Origin of the sequence: Burkholderia sp. Bp8994, assembly GCF_003853805.1 — a bacterium.
Taxonomy (GTDB): Bacteria; Pseudomonadota; Gammaproteobacteria; order Burkholderiales; family Burkholderiaceae; genus Burkholderia.
In genome coordinates this window covers 111,532-134,486 of the sequence record NZ_QTQH01000007.1, presented here as the reverse complement: position 1 = coordinate 134,486, position 22,955 = coordinate 111,532, and the positions used below count along the sequence as shown (strand labels likewise).

The window sequence follows — 22,955 nt, the reverse complement described above, 5'->3', positions numbered from 1 at the left end:
GAATGTGAAGGCTGCGGAGCGCGGGCAGGCTGCACGTCCGCGCGCCGGTTTCCGTGTACCGGGGATCAGCGCGACATCGCGCGCAAGGCCGCGTCGATCGTCTGCTTCCGCTTCTCGAGCCCCGCAGCCGAACGCTCGGTCACGCGCTTCAGGACCGATGCCGGCGCGGTATCCGGCGAGCCTGCATCGAACGGCGGCGCGGGCGCATATTCGAGCGCGAGCTGGATCGCCTGCGCCTCTTCGTCGCCGACCAGTTCGGCGGTGATCGTCAACGCGAAGTCGATGCCGGCCGTCACGCCGCCGCCGGTGATCAGGTTGCCGTCGCGCACCACGCGTTCGCGCACGGGCACCGCACCGAGCGGCGCGAGCAGCGCATGAAACGCCCAGTGCGTCGTCGCGCGGCGGCCGCGCAGCAGGCCGGCCACGCCGAGCAGCAGCGCGCCCGTGCAGACCGACGTCACGTAGCGCGCGGCGGCCGCGCGCTGCTGCACGAACGCGATCGTTTCGGCATCGAGCAGCAGCTCGTTGATCCCGATTCCGCCGGGCACGCACATGACGTCGAGCGGCGGGCAGTCGTCGAACGTGCAGGTCGGCGCGAGCGCGAGGCCGCTGCTCGACGCGACGGTGTCGCGCGATTTCCAGACCAGATGAACCGCCGCGTCGGGCAGCGATGCGAGCACGTCGTGCGGGCCGGTGAGATCGAGTTGCTGGACACCCGGAAACACGAGAAAGCCGATATGCAGGGTCATGCGAACACTCCGAAGGGAAGGGGCGGCGCCGCGGCCGGCGCACGATGGACAGATCGATTCTAGGCGCGTAGTGTTTGGCGAAATTGCCAGATCGCCCACGTTTTCAGCCAATCGCCATGCCAGCCGCTCCGCGCTCGATCCTGATCCTCGCGTTCCCCCGTGCGCAGTTGCTCGACGTGACCGGGCCGCTACAGGTGTTCGCCTCCGTCAACGAACTCGCGCAGGGGTGCGGCCGGCCCGCGCCGTATGCGCCGCGCGTCGTGGCCGCCGAGGCGGGGCCGGTCGAGACGTCGTCGGGGCTCGTCGTGATGGCCGATTCGCTGCGCTCGGCCGGGCGGCCCGACACGGTGATCGTGGCCGGCGGCAAGGGCGTGCAGGCCGCGTCGCGCGATGCGCGCACGGTGCGCTGGGTCCGGCAGCAGGCGCAGCGCGCACGACGTGTCGCGTCGGTCTGCACCGGTGCGTTCCTGCTCGCCGAGGCCGGCCTGCTCGACGGGCGGCGCGCGGTCACGCACTGGGCGCGCTGCGACGAATTCGCCGCGCGCTATCCGAACGTGCGCGTCGAGCCCGATCCGATCTTCATCCGCGAAGGCGCGCTGTGGACGTCGGCCGGCGTGACGGCCGGCATCGATCTCGCGCTCGCGCTGGTCGAGGAGGATCTCGGGCGGGCGATCGCGCTCGATGTCGCGCGCGAACTCGTCGTGTTCCTGAAGCGGCCGGGCGGGCAGGCGCAGTTCAGCGCGATGCTGTCGATGCAGCGCACCGACGACCGTTTCGGCGAACTGCATGCGTGGATCGCCGAGCACCTGACGGCCGACCTGTCGGTGCCGGCGCTCGCCGAGCGCGTCAGCATGAGCGAACGCAGCTTCGTGCGGCACTACCGCGCGGGGACCGGCCGCACGCCCGCGCGCGCGGTCGAACAGATTCGCGTCGAGGCCGCGCAGCGCTTGCTCGGCGAAACCGCGTGGCCCGTCAAACGGATCGCCACGCGGTGCGGCTTCGGTTCGGAAGAGACGCTGCGGCGCAGTTTCGTGCGCGTGCTCGGCGTGTCGCCGCAGGGCTATCGCGAGCGGTTCGTGCGATAACGTGCCGGTGCGCGGCGAGCATGCCGCGCGTGGCAACCGGGGACGGAGCCGTCGACGTTCGGAACTGCGCGAATCGCGATCACTTTCGAGTCCGAAACGCTGCGACTATTCGGGCGAGGAGAACAATGGGCGGGGGCTTGTGCCGCGCGCGTTGCGCGCTCTATTCTGTTCCGTTGGCGATTCGAAGGGGGCGCAGCATGGACCGCATCCAGGCAATGGAAGTTTTCACCCGCGTGGTCGACGCGAACAGCTTCACGCGCGCGGCCGACACGCTCGCGATGCCGCGCGCGTCGGTCACGACCATCATCCAGAATCTCGAGGCGCTGCTCGGCGTGCGCCTGATGCACCGGACGACGCGCCGGCTGTCGCTGACGCCGGAGGGCGCCGCGTATTACGAGCACTGCGTGAAGATCATCTCGGAGATCGCGGAAGCCGACGCGAGTTTCCAGACCGGCAACCGCAAGCCGAGCGGCGTGCTGCGCGTCCACATGCCGAGTTCGCTCGGGCGGCGCGTCGTGCTGCCGGCGCTGTCGATCTTCCGGCAGCGCTATCCGGACATCACGCTCGACCTCGGCCTGGCGGACCGCTACGTGGATCCGGTCGAGGAGGGTATCGACTGCATGATCCGGGTCGGGCCGCTAGAAGATTCGTCGATGGTCGCGCGGCGGATCGGCATGCTCAAGCGCGTGACCTGCGCGTCGCCCGACTATCTCGCGCGTCACGGCGAGCCGCAGGAGATCGCCGACCTGGCAGACCATCATGCGGTGAATTTCCGCGCGAGCCACGGCGCGCGGGCGATTCCGTGGGTGTTCATGATCGAGGGCAAGCCGGTCGAGGTGCGGATGAACGGCAGTGTCACCGTGAACGATTCGGATGCGTACGTGACGTGCGGGGTCGAAGGGTTCGGGATGATCCAGCCGACGCTGTTCATGGTGCTGCCGAACCTGCGCGACGGCACGCTGGTCGAGGTGCTGCCCGATTGCAATCCGAAGCCCAAGCCGATCTCGATCGTGTATCCGCACAACCGGCATCTGTCGCAGAAGGTTCGCGTGTTCGCGGACTGGATCGCGGAGCTGTTCGAGTCGACGCCGGCGCTGGAGGGCGGGGAGAACTGGCGGGGGAAGGTGCGGGCGGAGGTGCCCGACGCCCAGCGCGGGGCGGTGGTCGCTTAGGGCGGCGGTACGCTGCCGGGCGTTGACGATGAAGATGAGTGAGGTCGTGAACGCCTCGTCTCGTCTTCATCGGTCGTCAGGCTGGTGAGCCGTGCCGCGCAATGGTGCGTCTACCAGCGGATCGCGTACGGATTGTCGCCGAGCGCCCAGTGTCCGTTGTCGTCCCGTTCGATGAGAATCCCCTTGTGCGCCCAGCCATCCTTTTCGGGGTAGAACGACAGGGAGTCCATGAGGTCCGGGTCTGCCAGCCACGGCGTGGCATGCTGATCCGGTTTCCACAGGAAGTTGACCCACGAAACCAGGTGCGGATTGTCGTCGAACGGATTCTTCATCGGCTCGATGAATTTCTCGACGCCGCCGTAGGTCACGTGCGCGCAGAACAAATTGATCATGTACAGGACACTCCCGCCGGGAGCGGACGCGTCCTTGCTCTCGAATTCCCTGTACCGATAGAACGCCTTGCCGGCCGGCGTGAGCTCGATATGGCTCAGCGGGACATTCGTGTCATGCGGCTCGTAGTCCGGATTTCTGATCGTCGGCTTGCCCCGGCCCGCGTTGAATTTCACGGTAATCAGGCCACGGTTGATCAACGCCTGCACGTCCTTTCTCACCACACCGTCGACTCTCAGCAATTCCTTCGCGTTCACGTCCGCGGGTAGTTCGGCGCCGGCCAGGCCGACGCAGGCGTCCGTTGGCGCGGTGTTCTTGTCCGCGAGCGCGACTTTCAGGATGTCGTCGATCGTGCGCTTGTCCAGATCGTCTCGCGTCGTCATGAAGCGCGCGCCGAAAAATGCGGCGACCGCGATCGCGACGCCCGCCACCAGCCACGGTTTTCGCGTACGTCGAACGGACTGGTCGTGCTTCGATTCGTTGTGTTCAGTCATGGGATTGTTGTTATCTGTGTTGCCGACCGGATCCGATTGCCTCGGTTCGAATCAAATCGGGATGGCCGCGAGCCCGTCGGTGCTCGGCGTTCGAACCGCACTGTAACGCACGTAGTCGACGACGATGATTCGCGAGGCCGAACGGATGGGCCCGGCGTGATGAATGGCGCTGGATTTCGGTTGGCAGGAGGAGGACGGAGGTCGCTCGTGCCTATGCGCGACTCGGGCGAACCGGATGCTGGATGTCGCGTGCGTGGCGCCGCGTGGTCGGCTGGAGGGCGATGGATGCCGCGCGCGGATCGCGGAGCAATGAAAAAAGCCGCTGATCCTTGCGGAACAGCGGCTTTTCGCATTTGGTGGCGAATCAGGGACTCGAACCCCGGACCTGCGGATTATGATTCCGTCGCTCTAACCGACTGAGCTAATTCGCCGAAGACTTGAATTATGCTGATGTGCCGCCGGGCTGTCAACACCTTTTTTCATCTTCCCTGAAAAAAGTTGCCGGCGGCCCGTTCGGGCAGTGTAGCGGGCGCGGTGGCCGCCCGCTACCCGACCTCAATCCTGCGCGTAGATATTGGAGTCCTTCGTCTCCTTGACGAACAGCACACCGATCACGAACGTGGCCAGCGCGATCACGATCGGATACCAGAGCCCCGAGTAGATGTTGCCCTTCGCCGCGACGATCGCGAATGCGGTCGCCGGCAGGAAGCCGCCGAACCAGCCGTTGCCGATGTGATACGGCAGCGACATCGACGTATAGCGGATCCGCGTCGGGAACATCTCGACCAGCATCGCCGCGATCGGGCCGTAGACCATCGTCACGTAGATCACGAGGATCGTCAGGATCACGATCGTCATCGGCCAGTTGAGCTGCGCCGGGTCGGCCTTGGCCGGGTAGCCGGCCGCCTTCAGCGTCGACGCGAGCGTCTTGTCGAACGCCGCGCCTTGCGCCTTCGCGTCGGCCGCCTTGCCGTCATACGCGGGGATCACCGTATCGCCGACCTTGATCTGCGCGGTCGTGCCAGCCGGTGCCGCGACGTTCTCGTAGTTCAGGCCGGCCTTCGCGAGCGCGCTCTTCGCGATGTCGCACGAGTTCGTGAACTTCGACGTGCCCACCGGGTTGAACTGGAACGAGCAGGCGGCCGGATCGGCGAGGACCGTGATCGGCGCCTTCTGCGTCGCGAGTTCGAGTTGCGGGTTCGCGTAGTGCGTAAGCGCCTTGAACAGCGGGAAGTAGGTGAGCGCCGCGATCAGGCAGCCCGCGAGGATGATCGGCTTGCGGCCGATCTTGTCCGACAGCGAGCCGAAGAACAGGAAGAACGGCGTGCCGATCAGGAGGGCGATCGCGATCAGGATGTTCGCGCTGGCGCCGTCGACCTTCAGCGTCTGCGTGAGGAAGAACAGCGCGTAGAACTGGCCCGTGTACCACACGACGGCCTGGCCGGCGGTCAGGCCGACGAGCGCGAGGATCACGAGCTTCAGGTTCTTCCACTGGCCGAACGCTTCGGTCAGCGGCGCCTTCGACGTCTTGCCTTCCGCCTTGATGCGCAGGAACACCGGCGATTCGTTCAGCTGCAGCCGGATCCACACCGACACCGCGAGCAGCGCGATCGATGCGACGAACGGCACGCGCCAGCCCCAGCTGCCGAACGCTTCCTCGCCGATGAAGGTGCGCACGCCGAGGATCACGAGCAGCGACAGGAACAGGCCGAGCGTCGCGGTCGTCTGGATCCACGCGGTGTAGAAGCCGCGGCGGTTCGCCGGCGCATGCTCGGCGACGTAGGTCGCCGCGCCGCCGTACTCGCCGCCGAGCGCGAGGCCCTGCAGCAGCCGCATCGCGATGAAGATCACGGGCGCCGCGATGCCGATCGATGCGTAGCCGGGCAGGAAGCCGACCACGAAGGTCGAGATGCCCATGATCACGATCGTCACGAGGAACGTGTGCTTGCGGCCGACGAGGTCGCCGAGCCGGCCGAACACGATCGCGCCGAACGGACGCACGGCGAACCCGGCCGCGAAGCCGAGCAGCGTGAAGATGAATGCCGCGGTCGGATTGACTCCGGAGAAGAAGCTCTTGCTGATGTAGGCCGCGAGTGAGCCGGCCAGGTAAAAGTCGTACCACTCGAACACGGTGCCGAGCGACGACGCGAAGATCACCTTCTTCTCTTCGCCCGTCATCGGCGAGTGCGAAATTTGCCCGCCTAACGTTGCCATGAATCGTCTCCAAGTCCCTTGATATAGATGTGTGGCCGCCTTGGGTGGGCGGGCCTGTCGACGATTATTGGCACGGAAACTTACGGCGCACTGACTCGCGGGCGCAAAACGACTGCACGTTAACCCGCGCCGAATCGGCCGTTTCGTGCCCCGATCGTGTCGCGGCAGGGCGGTAAAACGCCGGTTTCGATGCGATCGCAGCGCGTATGCGGCGGTATGCGGTTCGGATCCGCCCGTATCAGGATCGATCCGCGGCGGTGTCCGACAACGGCAGGCTGACGCGCACGAGCGTGCCAGCGAGGCGCGGTGCGCTCTGATAGACGTGATCGTCGAGCGTCAGCGTGCCGCCGTGCTGCGCGGCGATCTCGCGCACGATCGCGAGCCCGAGGCCGCTGCCGTCGCCTTCGCGGCCGAGGATCCGGTAGAAGCGCTCGACCACGCGCTCGCGTTCGCCGGCCGGGATGCCGGGGCCCGTATCCTCCACTTCGAGATGCACGCGCCGCGCCGCAGGCTCGGCCCGCACGCGCACCGTGATGCGGCCGCCTTCGGGCGTGTAGCGGATCGCGTTGTCGACCAGGTTGCCGAGCATCTCGCGCAGCATCACGGGATTGCCGTCGACGTCGAGCGGCGTGTCGTCCTCCGGGCCTTCGTAGCCGAGGTCCATGCGCTTCGCGAGCGCGGCCTGCACCCAGTCGCGCACCGTGCGGCGCGCGAGCGCCCCGATCTCGACCGGCTCGAAGGTCAGCCCGCTCGCGCGGTTCTCGGCGCGCGCGAGCGCGAGCAACTGCGTGACGAGCCGGGCGGCCTGCTCGGAGCTCGTCGCGATCTGCTCGAGCGAACGTTGGACGTCGGGCGGCACGGGATGGCGCAACGCGAACTCGGCCTGCGTGCGCAGCCCCGCGAGCGGCGTCTTCATCTGGTGCGCGGCGTCGGCGATGAAGCGCTTCTGCAGCGCCATGTTCTGTTCGAGGCGCGCGAGCAGGTCGTTGAACGACGTGACGAGCGGCTCGATCTCGGGCGGCGCGCGCTGCGCCTCGACGGGCGACAGGTCGTCGGGCCGCCGCGCGCGGATGTGCGCCTGCAGCGCGTTGAGCGGCGCGAGCCCGCGCGACAGCCCGAACCACACGAGCAGGATCGCGAGCGGCAGGATCACGAATTGCGGCAGGATCACGCCCTTGATGATGTCGTTCGCGAGCGCGTTGCGCTTGTCGAGCGTCTCGCCGACCTGCACGAGCACGGGCTGCGTGCTGCTCGACTCCGGCAGCGCGACGGTCGTATACGCGACGCGCACGTCGTTGCCGCGCAGCAGGTCGTCGCGGAACACGACGACGCCCGGCGGCGGGCGGTCCTCGTCGCGCGGCAGCGGCATGTCGGCCTCGCCCGCGACCAGCTCGCCGCGCGTGCCGAGCACCTGGAAGTAAACGCTGTCGACGTTGTCCGCGCGCAGGAAGTCGCGCGTCTGCTGCGGCAGCGTCAGCTCGGCGACGCCGTTGACCGGATGGATCTGCCGCGCGAGCACGTACGCGTTGGTCTCGAGCGCGCGGTCGAACGGGCCGTTCGCGATCGTTTTCGCGACGAGATAGGTAACGGCGATGCTCATCGGCCACAGCAGCAGGAGCGGCGCGAGCATCCAGTCGAGGATTTCGCCGAACAGCGAGCGCGGGCGTGCGGCCTCGGGCGTATCGGTTTCGTCGGGCGGCGCGAACGGGTTCTCGTAGCGTGCGTCGCGCACGGCGTCGGCGGCGGACGATGGCTCGCCGGTCGGATGGCGGGAATGGGCCGGCGTGGCCATCGCGGCGACGGCCGGGTTCAGCGCAGCGGCGTGCCGGCCGCCGCGGGCTGGGGCGCGGCCGGGTCGGCTGGCGCCGCGGGCGCGACTTTCTCGAGGCAGTAGCCGAGGCCGCGCACGGTGGAAATCCGCACGCCGCTCGGCTCGATCTTCTTGCGCAGCCGGTGCACGTACACTTCGATCGCGTTGTTGCTGACTTCCTCGCCCCATTCGCACAGATGGTCGACGAGCTGCTCCTTCGACACGAGCCGGCCGATGCGCTGCAGCAGCACCTCGAGCAGCCCGAGCTCGCGCGCGGACAGATCGAGCACGCGTTCGTTCGCATACGCGATGCGGCCGACCTGGTCGAACGCGAGCGAGCCGTGGCGCACGACGGTCGGGCCGCCGCCCGCGCCGCGCCGGGTCAGCGCGCGCACGCGCGCCTCGAGCTCGTTGAGCGCGAACGGCTTGGCCATGTAGTCGTCCGCGCCGAGGTCGAGCCCCTTCACGCGCTCGTCGACGCTGTCGGCGGCGGTCAGGATCAGCACGGGGAGGTTGGAATTGCGCGCGCGCAGGCGCTTCAGCACGTCGAGCCCGGACATCTTGGGCAGCCCGAGATCGAGGATCAGCAGGTCGAAGGACTGCATCGACAGCGCGGTATCGGCCTCGATGCCGTTCTTCACGTGGTCGACCGCATAGCCCGATTGGCGGAGTGATCGGGTGAGGCCGTCCGCGAGTATGCTGTCGTCTTCGGCGATGAGAATTCGCATGTTGCTGACCGATGGCCGGCGGGGCGTGCGCGCCGGCGCGGCTGTCTCCGAAGTTATCCGTGTACAACGCAGCCTGCATTGCGGGCTTGCATAAAACACTGTTTTTTTATACAGTGTCTGCATTCGTGGGCAGCGCTTGAAAGCGGGCGCGCCTCTGACAGACGCTGCTCATCATAGCAAAGGACGATTCATGGAAGATAGCAAGAAGGGCTCCGGGATGACCGCCGAGAAGAGCAAGGCGCTGGCGGCCGCACTCGCGCAGATCGAGAAGCAGTTCGGCAAAGGGTCGATCATGCGGATGGGCGACGGCGAAGCGGCCGAAGACATCCAGGTCGTCTCCACGGGCTCGCTGGGTCTCGATATCGCGCTCGGCGTCGGCGGTCTGCCGCGCGGCCGGGTGGTCGAGATCTACGGTCCGGAATCGTCGGGTAAAACCACGCTCACGCTGCAGGTCATCGCCGAGCTGCAGAAGCTGGGCGGCACCGCAGCGTTCATCGACGCCGAGCACGCGCTCGACGTCCAATATGCAGCGAAGCTCGGCGTGAACGTGCCGGAGCTGCTGATCTCGCAGCCGGACACCGGCGAGCAGGCGCTCGAAATCACCGACGCGCTGGTGCGCTCGGGCTCGATCGACATGATCGTCATCGACTCGGTCGCGGCGCTCGTGCCGAAGGCGGAAATCGAAGGCGAGATGGGCGATTCGCTGCCGGGCCTGCAGGCTCGCCTGATGTCGCAGGCGCTGCGCAAGCTGACCGGCACGATCAAGCGCACGAACTGCCTCGTGATCTTCATCAACCAGATCCGGATGAAGATCGGCGTGATGTTCGGCAACCCGGAAACCACGACGGGCGGCAACGCGCTGAAGTTCTACTCGTCGGTGCGTCTGGATATCCGCCGGATCGGCTCGATCAAGAAGAACGACGAGGTGATCGGCAACGAAACCCGCGTTAAGGTCGTCAAGAACAAGGTGTCGCCGCCGTTCCGCGAAGCGATCTTCGACATCCTGTACGGCGAAGGCATTTCGCGCCAGGGCGAGATCATCGATCTCGGCGTGCAGGCGAAGATCGTCGACAAGGCCGGCGCCTGGTACAGCTACAACGGCGAGAAGATCGGCCAAGGCAAGGACAACGCGCGTGAATTCCTGCGCGAGAACCCGGAAATCGCCCGCGAGATCGAAAACCGCATTCGCGAGTCGCTCGGCGTTGCCGCGATGCCCGATGGCGTAGTCGACGAAGCCGAGGCGATGGACGAAGAAGAGTGATGGTCGGGCGCCGAGGTCACGCTGGCGAACCGGACCCGAGCGACGCGCCCGACACGGCGGGCCGCTCCGGCCGGCGAGCCGCATCCTCGGGTGCCGACCGGCGGGGCGCGGGCAGTCAGTCCGCGCACCGCACCGCGACGAGGGCATCCGACGATGCCCTCGTTTCGTTTGAGATCACCGCACCGGTCGATCCGTTCGACGACGACGAATCGTTCGACGCGCACGACCGGTCGCGCCGTCGCGTGTCCGGTGTCGGCTTCCCGGGCGAGCGCGCAGCCGATGCGGCGGCGTCGGTCAAGGAAGATGTGTATACGCGCAGCAGCCAGCATCCGAGTCGCACACGCCGTGCGGCCGGCGGTTCAGGCAGCGCTGCTTCCGGCGACGAGGCCGGCGCCACCGGGCGCAAGTCGTCGAAACCGCCACGTTCGCTGAAGGGCCGCGCACTCGGCTATCTGTCACGGCGCGAATACAGCCGCGCCGAACTCGCGCGCAAGCTCGCGCCGTACGTCGGCGAGGACGAATCGGTCGAGCCGGTGCTCGATGCGCTGGAACAGGAAGGCTGGCTGTCCGATGCACGCTTTGCCGAGAGCCTCGTGCATCGCCGCGCATCGCGCGTCGGCGTCGCACGCATCGTCAGCGAACTGAAGCGCCATGCGGTCGGCGACAACCTCGTCGAGGAAGTGAATGCGCAGTTGCGCGAGACCGAGTGGACCCGCGCGCAGGCCGTCTGGCGCAAGAAATTCGGTGCACTGCCGCAAACGCCCGCCGAGCGCGCGAAGCAGGCGCGCTTCCTTGCCGCGCGCGGCTTTTCGAGCGCGACCATCGTGAAGTTGCTGAAGGTCGGCGACGATTTCCCGATCGACGACTGACCGCTTCGGTCGCGCGCGCTGCGCGCGATTTTGCTGCAATGCAACCGTTTCCGGACAGGCGGGAATACCCGCCGTCGCGGCCGGATGCCTCAAATACCCAATATGCTAAAATCCACGGGTTTTCCTCTTCGGCCTCAACCTCCAGCATGCCGCTATCCGAGCCCGTGCCCCGTCAGTTGCGACATCGACGCGCAATCCGAGCGGAAGCCTACGAGCGCGACGACGGCTTGTGGGACATCGAAGCCTGCCTGACCGACCACAAGCCGCGCGATGTCGCGCTTGCGTCGGGCATCCGGCCCCAGGGCCTGCCGATCCACGAACTCTGGCTGCGCGTGACCATCGATCGTGACCTCAATGTCGTCGACGCCGAAGCGTCTTCGGAGTGGGTTCCCTATCCCGGTCACTGTCAATCCGCCCCTCCCGCCTATCGGGCCCTCATCGGGCTCAACCTCTTCCGCAATTTCCGCCGCAACGCGAACCGGCTGCTCGCCGGCGTCGCGGGCTGTTCCCATCTGACCGAACTGTGCGCCGTGCTGCCGACGGCAGCGATCCAGGCGTTCGCCGGTGACGTGTGGAACGTGCGCGAAGAGGGCGGCGAAGGGCCGGACCATGACGGCGAGCACGTCGAGCCGCCTTTCCAGCTCGGCCGCTGCCGGGCATTGCGGTTCGACGGCGAGGTCGTGCGGCAGTACTACCCGCGGTGGTACGGCCCGCTTCGGCCGGATCTGCCCGGTGAGGGCAGCACGAAGGAATGAACGGAAATCATTCGAAGAAGCGTCTTAAGCGACATTTCATCCAACTCTCAGACTGAAGGGAATCACGCATGAAGATTCACGAGTACCAGGGTAAGGAAATCCTGCGGAAATTCGGAGTCGCGGTACCGCGCGGCAAGCCGGCGTTCTCGGTTGACGAGGCCGTCAAGGTGGCAGAAGAGCTCGGCGGCCCGGTATGGGTCGTGAAGGCTCAGATTCACGCGGGTGGCCGTGGCAAGGGCGGCGGCGTGAAGGTGGCGAAGTCGATCGAGCAGGTCCGCGAATACGCGAACCAGATCCTCGGCATGCAGCTCGTCACGCACCAGACCGGTCCGGAAGGCCAGAAGGTCAACCGCCTGATGATCGAAGAAGGCGCCGACATCAAGCAGGAACTGTATGTCAGCCTCGTCGTCGACCGCATCTCGCAGAAGATCGTGCTGATGGGTTCGAGCGAAGGCGGCATGGACATCGAGGAAGTTGCCGAAAAGCACCCGGAACTGATCCACAAGGTCATCGTCGAGCCGTCGACGGGCCTGCTCGACGCGCAAGCCGACGACCTGGCCGCGAAGATCGGCGTGCCGGCCGCTTCGATTCCGCAAGCACGCGCGATCCTGCAAGGCCTGTACAAGGCATTCTGGGAAACCGACGCATCGCTGGCTGAAATCAACCCGCTGAACGTCTCCGGCGACGGCAAGGTCATCGCACTCGACGCGAAGTTCAACTTCGACTCGAACGCGCTGTTCCGTCACCCGGAAATCGTCGCGTACCGCGACCTGGACGAAGAAGATCCGGCTGAAATCGAAGCGTCGAAGTTCGACCTCGCGTACATCTCGCTCGACGGCAACATCGGCTGCCTCGTGAACGGCGCAGGCCTCGCGATGGCGACGATGGACACGATCAAGCTGTTCGGCGGCGAGCCGGCGAACTTCCTGGACGTCGGCGGTGGCGCGACGACCGAGAAGGTCACGGAAGCGTTCAAGCTGATGCTGAAGAACCCGGACCTGAAGGCGATCCTCGTGAACATCTTCGGCGGCATCATGCGCTGCGACGTGATCGCGGAAGGCGTGATCGCCGGTTCGAAGGCCGTGAACCTGAACGTGCCGCTCGTCGTGCGCATGAAGGGCACGAACGAAGACCTCGGCAAGAAGATGCTGGCCGATTCGGGCCTGCCGATCATCTCGGCTGACAGCATGGAAGAGGCTGCGCAGAAGGTTGTCGCGGCTGCCGCAGGCAAGTAAGCGCGCTCAATGAATAGGTATGGCGGCGCGGTTTGCACGCGACGCCAATCGAACAGAGGTCAAAATACATGTCGATTCTGATCAACAAGGACACGAAGGTCATCACGCAGGGCATTACCGGCAAGACCGGTCAATTCCACACGCGCGCCTGCCGTGAATACGCAAACGGCCGCGAAGCATTCGTCGCGGGCGTGAACCCGAAGAAGGCCGGCGAAGATTTCGAAGGCATTCCGATCTACGCGAGCGTCAAGGAAGCGAAGGCCGAAACCGGCGCGACCGTGTCGGTCATCTACGTTCCGCCGGCAGGTGCTGCTGCTGCGATCTGGGAAGCGGTCGAAGCCGACCTCGATCTCGCGATCTGCATCACGGAAGGCATTCCGGTTCGCGACATGATCGAAGTGAAGGACCGCATGCGTCGCGAAGGCCGCAAGACGCTGCTGCTCGGGCCGAACTGCCCGGGCACGATCACGCCGGACGAACTGAAGATCGGCATCATGCCGGGTCACATCCACCGCAAGGGCCGCATCGGCGTCGTGTCGCGTTCGGGCACGCTGACGTATGAAGCGGTTGCGCAGCTGACGGCACTGGGCCTCGGCCAGTCGTCGGCAGTCGGTATCGGCGGCGACCCGATCAACGGTCTGAAGCACATCGACGTGATGAAGATGTTCAACGACGATCCGGATACGGATGCGGTCGTGATGATCGGCGAAATTGGCGGTCCGGACGAAGCCAATGCCGCCGAGTGGATCAAGGACAACATGAAGAAGCCGGTCGTCGGCTTCATCGCTGGCGTCACGGCGCCTCCGGGCAAGCGCATGGGCCACGCCGGCGCGCTGATCTCGGGCGGTGCGGATACGGCCGAAGCGAAGCTGGAAATCATGGAAGCGTGCGGCATCACCGTCACGCGCAACCCGTCGGAAATGGGTCGCCTGCTGAAGAAGGCGCTGTAATTTCCGCGTGGTTCATCCTGCAAAAAACGCCGGCTTCGCCGGCGTTTTTTGTTATGCTCGCGCAATGAATTTGTAAGCCCCGGGGCTGCGCGATGCATGTTCCGGCATTGACCCGGGCCGCCTGTTCGACAGCCGTTGCCCCGCACCCGATCACCCGATACTGCTCATGCTTGAATTCCTGACGTCGCTCCACTGGGGCGCGGTGTTTCAGATCGTCATCATCGACATTCTCCTCGGCGGCGACAACGCGGTCGTGATCGCGCTCGCATGCCGCAACCTGCCCGCCAACCAGCGGCTGCGCGGCGTCGTGTGGGGCACGGCCGGCGCGATCCTGCTGCGGGTCGCGCTGATCGCATTCGCGGTCGTGCTGCTCGACGTGCCGTTCCTGAAGTTCGGCGGCGGCCTGCTGCTGCTGTGGATCGGCGTCAAGCTGATGGCGCCGGACGCCGATGCGCACGACAACGTGAAGCCGGCCGACCGGCTGTGGGACGCGGTGAAGACGATCGTGATCGCCGACGCCGTGATGAGCCTCGACAACGTGATCGCGATCGCCGGCGCGGCCGAGCAGGCCGATCCGTCGCACCGGCTGGCGCTGGTGATCTTCGGGCTCGTCGTCAGCGTGCCGATCATCGTGTGGGGCAGCACGCTGGTGCTGAAGCTGCTCGACCGCTTTCCGGTCGTCGTCGCGCTGGGCGCCGGGCTGCTGGGCTGGATCGCCGGCGGGCTGATGGTGCACGACCCGGTCGGCGACCGCTGGCCGGTACTCGATACGCAGGCCGCGATCTACGGCGCGAGCATCGCCGGCGCGCTGTTCGTCGTCACCGCGGGTTACGCGCTCCGGCGCCGCCGCGGCGTCCCGCGCGCGCATTGACGTTGGCCGTCCGGCCGACTGCCGGGGCCGCGGCCCGCTGGCTACGATCGAAACGCCTGCCTGATCCGGCAGGCGTTTTTCGTTTCCGGAGCCAGTCATGTTCGAAGCCTTTTCCGTTTCCCTGTTCCGTCGCATCGCCGCCGATCTGCGGCGCGCGCGCCGGTCGGCGCCGCGCTGGCGGCCGGCCGGCTTCACGCTGATTGAACTGATGATCGTGCTCGCGATCGTCGGCGTGATCGCGGCCTACGCGATTCCCGCGTACCAGGATTACCTCGCGCGCTCGCGCGTCGGCGAGGGGCTCGCGCTCGCGTCGTCCGCGCGGCTCGCGGTCGCCGACAATGCCGCGAGCGGCGCGGGCCTCGACGGCGGCTACAGCCCGCCGGCCGCCACCCGCAACGTCGAATCCGTCGTCATCGACGGCGACACGGGCCAGATCACGGTGGCGTTTACCGCCCGCGTCGCCGCGGCCGGCGCGAATACGCTCGTCCTCGTGCCGTCCGCGCCGGACAAGGCCGATACGCCGACCGCGCGCGTACCGCTGAAAAAGGGCACGATGCAGGCCGGGGCGATCGCATGGGAGTGCTTTGCCGCCGGCAAGGCTGCGTCGTCGCTCCCGGCGCCGGGAGCGGGCCCGCTACCGGCGGAGGCCGCGACGTTGCCCGCGAAATATGCGCCGGCGGAATGCCGCGCGTAGGGGCGGGGGCATGCCGGCCAGTGCGGGGCCGCGTGCACGGCACGGCGCCCGCCGTGCCGGCGGGTTGCGCCGGTCGCACCGGTCGCGCCGCGTCGGGTGACGGTGCGACGGGCCCGCACAGAGCGGGGAAAGTTTTGTATAGTGCGCCGGTTGCTGACATCCGGTTCGCTCATGCCTTCTACTTTTTCCCGTTCGTTGCCGCTCGTTGCGCTGGCTGTCGCCCTGATCGTGCCGTACTCGATCACGAATCACACGTATCCGATTCCAACCTTCTATTCAGAATTTGCCGCGCTGGTGCTGTATCTGCTGGTGGGGCTCTCCGTCGTCCTGCTCGCGCGCACGGGCCGCCCGGCCGAGCCGTTCGCCGCGCCGGCCGCGTTCGTCGCGCCGCTCGGGTTCGCGGCGGTGCTGATCGCGCAGGTCGCGCTGATGCCGCTGAAGGTGCCGTCGATGAACTGGCTGGCGGTCGGCTATCTGGCCGCCGCGCTGGTCGCGATGCAGGCCGGCTACACGCTCGCGCGCGAGGGGCTCGCCGAAGCCGTCGCGCGAATGATGTCCGGCGCGCTGCTCGTCGGCGGGGTGTTCGCGGTCGCGAGCCAGATCGTTCAGCTGTTCCATCTCGAGTCCGCGGTGTCGCCGTTCGTCGTCGTGTACAACATCGCGGTCGATCGCCGCCCGTACGGCAACATGGCGCAGGCGAACCACCTGGCGACCTACATCGCGTTCGCGCTCGCGGGCGCGCTGTATCTGGCGCAGACGCGCCGGCTCGCGGCATGGGCGTGGCTCGCGCTGTCGATCGCGCTGTCGGTCGGGCTCGCGCTGACGGTGTCGCGCGGCCCGTGGCTGCAGGTCGCGGTGCTGGTCGTCGCGGGTTTCTGGATGGCATGGCTCGAGTCGCGCCGCGCGCCGGGCAACCGCCGCGCATGGCTGATGCCGGTCGCGCTCGCGGTGATCTTCGTCGCGGTGAACGTCGCGGTGCGCTGGGCCAACGTGCACTTCCACCTGGGGCTCGCCGAGTCGGCGGCCGACAGGATGCGCGACGCGGGGCAGATCGCGCCGCGCCTCGCGCTGTGGAAGTACGGGCTTGCGATGTTCCGCGAGCATCCGTTGCTCGGCGTCGGCTGGGGCGAATTCCCGTCGCATCAGTTCGCGCTCGTGCGTACGCTCGGCGGTGTCGAGATCGCGAACAACTCGCACGACATCTTCATCGACCTGCTCGCGAAGTCAGGCCTCGTCGGCCTCGGCGTGCTCGTCGTCGCGCTCGTCACATGGTTCGTGCGCGCGGTGCGCGCGCCGCAGTCGAGCACGCGCGTGTTCGGCCTCGCGCTGATCGGCATCCTGCTGATGCATGCGCTCGTCGAATATCCGCAGCAATACATGTTCTTCCTGCTGCCGGCGATGTTCGTGATCGGCCTGCTCGACGTGAAGCCGCTGCGTATCCTGCCGGGCCGCGCGGCGTTCGGGTTGTTCGCGGTGCTGTCGGTCGGCGGCGTGCTGGCGGCAGTGCCCGTGCTGCGCGACTACCAGCGCGCGGAAGTGCTGTACTACGGCAGCGAACCGGCCGCGCAGTACCGCGACGCGCCGTCGCTGCTGTTCGGCGCGTGGGGCGATTACGGCGCGGCCACGCTGCTGACGATTTCGCCGGACAACCTGCCGCTCAAGCTCATCGCGCACGAGCGCGCGATCGCGCTGCTGCCCGGCGAGACGGTGCTGCGCCGCTATGCGGCGCTGCAGGCGCTGGCCGGCCGCGACGCCGACGCGTTCGATACGGTTGCGCGCCTGCATGTGTTCGCGAAGGAGTTGAAGGATTGGCCGCAGCAGCTTGGGTTGCTGTACAAGCTGTGCGACCAGCAGCCGGCGCTGAAGGCGTTCAAGGCGGCGGTGGTCGCGAAGTACGGAGAAGTCCCGGCCGACGCGGACGACGACGACTCGGACGACGATTCGGAGTGACGCCGCGCGGCGCCGGGCGGGGAATCCCGGCGTCGGTCGGATTGCGGTGGAGCAGGGGAGCGATGGCGGCCCGGGACGGTGCGGCGATTGCTTCCCGCGAAGAATGGATGCCGGCCGGATACGGCGCGATTCGCGTCAACCATTGTCAAATCGCCGCCACGCGCGAGGCGGCGCGTGCACAATGCGCGAAAGCGTTCGCGTGCATGGCCGCCCGGAGCGGGTTGCCGGCACGAACGCTGCCCCCGGATCTCCGGGAACCCGCGAAGCAGGATCGCGACCGGGCAACCATCGGTCGTGCGGCCGCAACGGGGCGCCGGTCCGATGGCCGCGGCGCGGGGCGATGCACGCGATGCGGCCGGACGATGTCGGCCGGCGCGGCAATCGTCCGCAACAGTACTCAAGAACGATATTCGACCATGGCTCTTCGCTCGACCATCCTGATCCTGCCTGCCGTCGCCGTGCTGCTTTCCGGCTGCGCGATGCTGTCGTCGTCGCAGGAAAGCAAGCTGACCTGCCGCATTCCGCGCGCCGTCTACCCGGATGGCGCGAAGCCGCTCACGCGTCCCGTCACCGTGCTCGTGCGCGCGCTGATGACGACCTCGGGCGAAGCCCAGAACGTCACCGTGACGACCAGCAGCCGCAATGCCGCGGCAGACCGCGCGGCCGTCGACGCGATGACGCATGCGACCTGCGCGCAGACCGGCGCCACCGCGAATCCGTTCCTGCTCACGCAACCGTTCGTGTTCGAGCCGCGTCGCGGCGAGTGATGGGCGGGCGACGCGGCCGGTCGTGCCGCGGGCACTGTCCGATTCTGCGGACGTGGCCCGCGGCAAGCGCGTCAGTTGGCAATCAGAATTGTCGCTTCCGCAGGGTGTAGGCGAACACCGAATAGAGCGTATTCGTTTCCGGGTCGAAGTAGCCGCCCTGCGAGGCCTTGTCGGTGGTTTGCTGCCAGGTCTTGCCGCCATCGGTGCTGCTGATGGTCACGTCGATGGGCGAGCCGCCGCCGTTTGCGGTGTTTGGATCGGTTGCGTGAACAAGCAGAACGCCGTTGCGCCCGACACTCAGCCCGTTGAGCGTCAAGCGGTCCTCGAACGTGTGCAACTGCCGGATGCGATCAGGATGCTCGCTGGTCCAGGTCGAAATGCCTCCTGTATCGCGGTTGTTGCCGGATGCATTGGCCGCGCGTGACAGCACATACAGCGGGTAGTCTCGATACGGTGCTGGCGGTGCTTCGAGGCCGACGACGTGGCCGGGTAGCTCGGCTTCATGGGCGAAGTCCGGCTGATCCCGGTCGAGCCTGCTGACGACGCTGGTCGGTTGCGGATAACCGGGCTCGTTGGCCAGATAGGCGACGCGCAATGTACCGTCCGGGCCGAGGGCGACTCCATCGAATGATCTGCGCGGCTTGCCTGGGATGATTGCGCCCGGAGGCGCCTTGATTTCCTGCCACGATTGGCCGCCGTCTGTCGTTCGCCAGACGCGCGGTCCCCAGCCGATCGCGTAACCACGCTGGGCATCGATGAACAGCAATCGGCTGATGTTGTGATCCGCAGGCCATTGGAGTTGGGACCAGTGCTGGCCGCCGTCGCTCGATTTCCAAAGCCTCGTAGTCTGGAGGACCGCGCCGTCGTCGGGGCGAGGTGCCTTGTAGTCCATCCAGCCGGTACTGACGTACAGGACCCGCCAGTCGGGCGAGTACCACCATGACGCGGTCTGGCCCGGTTGCTGGAAGTGGCGCACGACGCTGCCGCCCAGCGTGCCGCGCAGGAAACTGACGGTGGACCGGTTCAGCCGCTCGTTTGAATCGTCCATCCACGGTTCGGCGAACTCCGCGACGTCCGGGTTCTTCTGCTCGCTTTCCGGCTTGAACGTGAGTTCCGGTCTTGCAACCTTCAACGACATGAAGTCGTTGCGCTGTACGCGAAATGCGCCTGCGCCGTACGGCTTGTCGTTGCGCATGAATTCGGTCGATACCGTTTCCCACCCTGAAGTCATTTCCGTATATCCGTAAATAGCGATCGGCAGAACAAGAACGCATCCCGCGATCAAAAGCCATCGTTTGCTTTTTCGCATGTCACTTCACCAGCAGTCTTCCGAGTGCCTTGCCGACCGGATCATCGACGTCCCATTCCTCGGCCTTGTTCCTCAGAACGGGGATGGCCGAGTCGCGCGCCTGTCCCCACGTTCTTCCGTCGCCCCATTCCTGAATGTTCGGGCGCATTCCGATCCTGACGAGATCCATGATCGGCAGATCCGCCAAGCCGCCGTCGAGGTAGGCCATCGGGTGCGTCTTGAATGCGAATTCCTTGAACTTTTCGGTGTCCATTTCCAACTCGAACTGTGGCCACGTCATATCGACGCTACCGTTTCCTGGCGTCGGGCTGGCCATCTGGATCGTGTTGCCCACCATGTTTTGATTCAGGCCGTCTTCCATGTTGACCTGAAGCAGTTTTCGCGCTTTGTTCAACCACGCTTTTCCCTGGGGGCTGAGTCGAGGGTAAAGATTCTTGCCATAGTCGGAGCAATAGTAGTAGCCGTAGCTGATGTAGTAATCCGGCGGCTTATGTCCGCATCCGACGTGACGCATCATGAAGTTGCCGTGACGAGACCAGTCGGAATTCGTGCTGTCTATCTTGATCAGTTCCTCGCGCCGGTGCAGGAGTCGGTGCGCCACGTTCGAGTCGGTCCACGGATCCCACGACAGCGCGAAACCCTTGATGGTCGACCAGATGCTCGACATGCTGACCTTCTCGACCGTCTCCATATAGGCCCCGTGAAGTGGCCGATAGTAGAACGGACATGTGCCGACGATCCATTTCGGTGCCGGCGTCACATGCTTGTCGCAGATATTGATCGCCACCTTCGGCCGATCCTTGTACCCCGTCGGCGTCAGCATCCCCGCGCCGGTACCCAGCACGTTGTCCTTCTGTTGCACGTCAGCCATTCGATTTCCCCAAGAACTTGACGACGACGTCGTGCGGCACGTGGCTCTGCGTGAGCCCGGTCTCGCCTGCCGCGTTGGTGACGCCTTCCGAGATCAGCGTGCCGTTCGAGAACATCTGGTATCGCGTATTCGCGACCGGAATGTCGGTGCCGGCCCAGTGCGCGATGAACGCCTGGTCGTAGTTGCCGCTCGAGTTCGGCAGCGTCGGCATGGTTTGCGACAGGTGCGTGGGGCCGTTGAACAGGTGCTGCGCACCCTTGATGTCGATCTTGCCGGGCGCGTGCACCTCGATGTTGCCGTCCGCGATGCGGATGTAGGCGCCGCCGGAAGTCAGCAGGATTTCTTTCGCTGCCGCGCCTTCGATCGACTGCGTGGCCGCCACCAGTTTCAGCGCCTTCTGCGCGGTCAGTTCGATGTTGTCCGCCTGCGCCTGGATTTCCACCTTGCCCTTGCCGGCGAACAGCTTCATGCCTGCGTTTTGCGCGAACAGGCTGATCCGGTCGAGGACGCTCGCGATCAGCGACTTGCCGGCCGCGACGTGTGTGCTTTGTCCGCTGACGAGGTTGACGTGCCGGTCCGCGGCGAACTGCACGGACTGCTGCGTCGACAGCGCGATGCCGGCCGGGCTGCCGAACAGCATCACGGGCTCCTTGAACGCGTTGGCCGTGCCGGTGCCGCCGCCGGCGGTCCTGCCGCCCGCGGTGCTGCCGCTCACGCTGTTCTGCGTCGCGTCGCTGAACTGCTTCAGCGCCGTGTGGCCGGGGTCGAGCGACTCCCCCTGATGCTGCGCGCTGACCTCCGACATCGTTTCCATCAGGCCTTCCGCGCGGACGAGCTGCTGTTGCGTTTCCTTCACGTCGAGCGGCTGGCTTGCCGGCTGCTTCGGGTGCGTCGTGACGTACAGCCCGCGGTTCGCGCGCACCGCGCCGTATGCATCCGAGCGCAGGTCGAAGCCGCTGCCGAGATAGCCGCCGCGATCGTTGCCCGTGTGGTCGATCAGGTAGCCCAGGTGCAGGTGCGTGTTGGCCTGGCTGCTGTACAGGTGTACGCGGTTCTGCGACGTCGCGTCGTCGAGCACCAGCTGGTTGTAGCCGGCACCCGCATATTCCTTCGACCGGTAACCGGACAGGATGCCGTTGCTGTGCCATTGCGGGCTCGTCGCACCGTTGTAGACCTTGCCGACGATGATCGGACGATCGCAGTCGCCGCCGAGGAAGTCGACCAGCACTTCCTCGCCGCTGCGATGCGGATGAACGGCGCCATAGCCGTTTCCGGAATCCGATGCCGTGGCACGCAGCCAGCACGACGCCTTCTCGTCGCCGTCGTTCAGGCGATCCCAATGGAATCGGACCTTGACCCGGTTGAGCGCGTCGGTGTGGACTTCTTCGCCCTGCGGTGCGACGACGATCGCGGATTGCAGATGCATCGGCGGTTTCGCGTGCTCGAATGGGCTGCGGAACGGCACCGTCGTGCGCTGCGCCTCGATGCTGACCTGGAAAATACCCTCGCTGCCGTCCGGATGCCGGACGTACGACAGGTCCGCACCGCCGGCCCGCACGAGCTCGCCGATGTCGGCCTGCAGGCTGTGCGGGAACCCGGCCTGTCGGTCGGCGACGGGCAGGTTGTTGGCGATCAGCCAGGCCGTCTCGATCACCGCGAAGCGGCGCTGGCCCGCGTCGTCCTTGTCGTGTTCGGGGTGATCGGCGAGCTCGAACGTGCGTCCCGCATCCATGCGCCGGACGCCGCCGATGCCGTGAAAACGCTTCGCAAGCGACTCCTGCTGCTCCATCCAGAGCTTCGACAGATGGTCGCCGCGAGACTGTTCGGGGTACGTGTAGGCACCGGTGTATTCGTAGACTTCGAGCTGCTGCGGCAGGTCGCCCTGGTTCGCGATCGTCGGCAAATGAGTCGCCTTCGGATTCGACGCGGTGGGCGGCTGCTTGTAGTCGAACGTGCGCGTCGTACGCTCGACGCTGCGCAGCGTGCGCGTGCCGGAGAACTGGACGAGCGTGTCGGCCTCGTCGCGTGCGCCGGCGTGATGAAAGCGCACGGTCGGCGGCGACAGCGCGGGCAGCGCGTCGATCCGGTCGACGACGACGAGCGTGTGCGACTTGCCGTCTTGCGCCTGCTCCCAGAAACCGTACAGGCCTTCCGATTCCAGCAGGCGGTGCACGAAGTTCCAGTCGTCCTCGTATTGCATGCAGAACGAGCGGGACGGCAGCGGCTGGTAGAGCCTGAATTCGAAGCAGCCCCTGGCTTGCGGGTGCTGGTTCAGGACGTCGGCGATGATCTCGTCGGCGGGTTTGTCCTGCCAGATGCGCTGGTCGCGGCGGAACTTCAGGAAGTGCAGGAACGACGCGAAGACGATCTGGTAGTGCGTGAGGCCGCTGTCCGACCCGAGCCGGCGGGCAGCGTGCACGTACCCGTGGTGCGGCGCGTACGACTTGTCGGCCTGCTGGATTCGCAGCGTGACGGGCTGCGCGATCAGCTTCTTGAGCTCGATGTCGTCGGACACCGACACGGCGTCGACGGTGAACTCGAAATGACGCCCGAGCCGGGAGCGTCCCTTGACGCGATGGGGCAGCAGGACGTCAGGGCCGAGCGGCGTCTCTAGCTGGACGAGTCGTTCGTCCTGGATCGGCCCGGCCAGCCGTGCGTTTCTCAATGCTTGCGAATTCATCACCCGTGCTCGCTTTTTTTGTGCTGGGTCGCACGCTCTCCCGTGCGGAATCCGCCAATTGTATGAGATAAACGTCAGCTATCTCGAATTTGCCTTTCAAC

19 protein-coding genes and 1 tRNA gene are annotated in these 22,955 nt (G+C 66.4%); 11 read left to right on the top strand and 9 right to left on the bottom strand.

All coding sequences use genetic code 11. The features are described 5' to 3' along the window. Nucleotides 1-65: 65 nt before the first annotated feature. Nucleotides 66-749, bottom strand: coding sequence for a DJ-1/PfpI family protein (locus DIE04_RS09315; RefSeq protein WP_124521073.1), 684 nt, complete (start codon nucleotides 747-749; stop codon nucleotides 66-68). A 116-nt stretch (nucleotides 750-865) separates the two neighbouring features. On the opposite strand from DIE04_RS09315, the gene DIE04_RS09310 reads away from it, so the two are divergent. Further along, nucleotides 866-1,834 (top strand): GlxA family transcriptional regulator, encoded by a 969-nt coding sequence (locus DIE04_RS09310; protein WP_124521075.1) that lies wholly within the window; start codon nucleotides 866-868, stop codon nucleotides 1,832-1,834. 197 nt (nucleotides 1,835-2,031) lie between these two features. Further along, a complete protein-coding gene (locus tag DIE04_RS09305; protein ID WP_044844527.1) occupies nucleotides 2,032-3,006 on the top strand; it encodes a LysR family transcriptional regulator in 975 nt (324 codons plus the stop codon). A gap of 110 nt (nucleotides 3,007-3,116) precedes the next feature. Here DIE04_RS09305 and DIE04_RS09300 read toward each other — a convergent pair whose 3' ends face one another. The 5 genes from DIE04_RS09300 to DIE04_RS09280 form a co-directional block, all read right to left on the bottom strand. After that, nucleotides 3,117-3,890, bottom strand: a complete 774-nt coding sequence (locus DIE04_RS09300) for a hypothetical protein (RefSeq protein WP_124572980.1) — start codon at nucleotides 3,888-3,890, stop codon at nucleotides 3,117-3,119. Nucleotides 3,891-4,244: 354 nt separating this feature from the next. After that, a tRNA-Met gene (locus DIE04_RS09295) sits at nucleotides 4,245-4,321 on the bottom strand. Between the two features lie 124 nt (nucleotides 4,322-4,445). Further along, entirely contained in the window at nucleotides 4,446-6,104 is a 1,659-nt protein-coding gene (locus DIE04_RS09290; protein ID WP_124486914.1) for an MFS transporter, read from the bottom strand. Nucleotides 6,105-6,342: 238 nt separating this feature from the next. Next, a complete protein-coding gene (locus DIE04_RS09285; RefSeq protein ID WP_124486915.1) occupies nucleotides 6,343-7,896 on the bottom strand; it encodes a sensor histidine kinase in 1,554 nt (517 codons plus the stop codon). A 17-nt stretch (nucleotides 7,897-7,913) separates the two neighbouring features. After that, a complete protein-coding gene (locus DIE04_RS09280; protein WP_124486916.1) occupies nucleotides 7,914-8,642 on the bottom strand; it encodes a response regulator transcription factor in 729 nt (242 codons plus the stop codon). 190 nt (nucleotides 8,643-8,832) lie between these two features. Here DIE04_RS09280 and recA point away from each other — a divergent pair, with 190 nt between their 5' ends. From recA to DIE04_RS30085, 9 genes are all read left to right on the top strand, one after another. Beyond that, nucleotides 8,833-9,903 carry a recombinase RecA gene (gene recA / locus DIE04_RS09275; RefSeq protein ID WP_044844523.1) on the top strand — a complete coding sequence of 357 codons (1,071 nt, stop codon included), beginning with the start codon at nucleotides 8,833-8,835 and terminating at the stop codon, nucleotides 9,901-9,903. Next, a complete protein-coding gene (gene recX, locus DIE04_RS09270; RefSeq protein ID WP_124521079.1) occupies nucleotides 9,903-10,772 on the top strand; it encodes a recombination regulator RecX in 870 nt (289 codons plus the stop codon). The genes recA and recX overlap by 1 nt, the downstream gene beginning before the upstream one ends. A gap of 146 nt (nucleotides 10,773-10,918) precedes the next feature. Further along, complete coding sequence (locus tag DIE04_RS09265) at nucleotides 10,919-11,527, top strand: DUF2889 domain-containing protein (protein ID WP_044844521.1); 609 nt, start codon at nucleotides 10,919-10,921, stop codon at nucleotides 11,525-11,527. 68 nt (nucleotides 11,528-11,595) lie between these two features. Continuing rightward, the gene (gene sucC / locus DIE04_RS09260; RefSeq protein ID WP_006755512.1) at nucleotides 11,596-12,762 is read left to right on the top strand and encodes an ADP-forming succinate--CoA ligase subunit beta; all 1,167 of its coding nucleotides are present in this window, start codon (nucleotides 11,596-11,598) and stop codon (nucleotides 12,760-12,762) included. Nucleotides 12,763-12,830: 68 nt separating this feature from the next. Next, on the top strand, nucleotides 12,831-13,712 hold the full coding sequence (gene sucD, locus DIE04_RS09255; protein ID WP_006477916.1) for a succinate--CoA ligase subunit alpha: 882 nt from the start codon (nucleotides 12,831-12,833) through the stop codon (nucleotides 13,710-13,712). Between the two features lie 166 nt (nucleotides 13,713-13,878). After that, nucleotides 13,879-14,583, top strand: coding sequence for a TerC family protein (locus DIE04_RS09250; RefSeq protein ID WP_044844520.1), 705 nt, complete (start codon nucleotides 13,879-13,881; stop codon nucleotides 14,581-14,583). Nucleotides 14,584-14,680: 97 nt separating this feature from the next. Continuing rightward, entirely contained in the window at nucleotides 14,681-15,277 is a 597-nt protein-coding gene (locus DIE04_RS09245) for a pilin (protein WP_124521081.1), read from the top strand. A gap of 171 nt (nucleotides 15,278-15,448) precedes the next feature. Continuing rightward, on the top strand, nucleotides 15,449-17,227 hold the full coding sequence (locus DIE04_RS09240) for a Wzy polymerase domain-containing protein (RefSeq protein WP_124521083.1): 1,779 nt from the start codon (nucleotides 15,449-15,451) through the stop codon (nucleotides 17,225-17,227). A gap of 62 nt (nucleotides 17,228-17,289) precedes the next feature. Further along, complete coding sequence (locus tag DIE04_RS30085) at nucleotides 17,290-17,994, top strand: TonB family protein (protein WP_260426205.1); 705 nt, start codon at nucleotides 17,290-17,292, stop codon at nucleotides 17,992-17,994. Between the two features lie 82 nt (nucleotides 17,995-18,076). On the opposite strand, the gene DIE04_RS09230 is transcribed toward DIE04_RS30085, so the two are convergent. The 3 genes from DIE04_RS09230 to DIE04_RS09220 form a co-directional block, all read right to left on the bottom strand. Next, on the bottom strand, nucleotides 18,077-19,225 hold the full coding sequence (locus DIE04_RS09230; protein WP_124521107.1) for a glycosyl hydrolase: 1,149 nt from the start codon (nucleotides 19,223-19,225) through the stop codon (nucleotides 18,077-18,079). Between the two features lie 79 nt (nucleotides 19,226-19,304). After that, nucleotides 19,305-20,174, bottom strand: a complete 870-nt coding sequence (locus DIE04_RS09225; protein WP_124521085.1) for a hypothetical protein — start codon at nucleotides 20,172-20,174, stop codon at nucleotides 19,305-19,307. Then, nucleotides 20,167-22,854 carry a type VI secretion system Vgr family protein gene (locus tag DIE04_RS09220; protein WP_124521087.1) on the bottom strand — a complete coding sequence of 896 codons (2,688 nt, stop codon included), beginning with the start codon at nucleotides 22,852-22,854 and terminating at the stop codon, nucleotides 20,167-20,169. The genes DIE04_RS09225 and DIE04_RS09220 overlap by 8 nt, the downstream gene beginning before the upstream one ends. Nucleotides 22,855-22,955 lie beyond the last annotated feature (101 nt).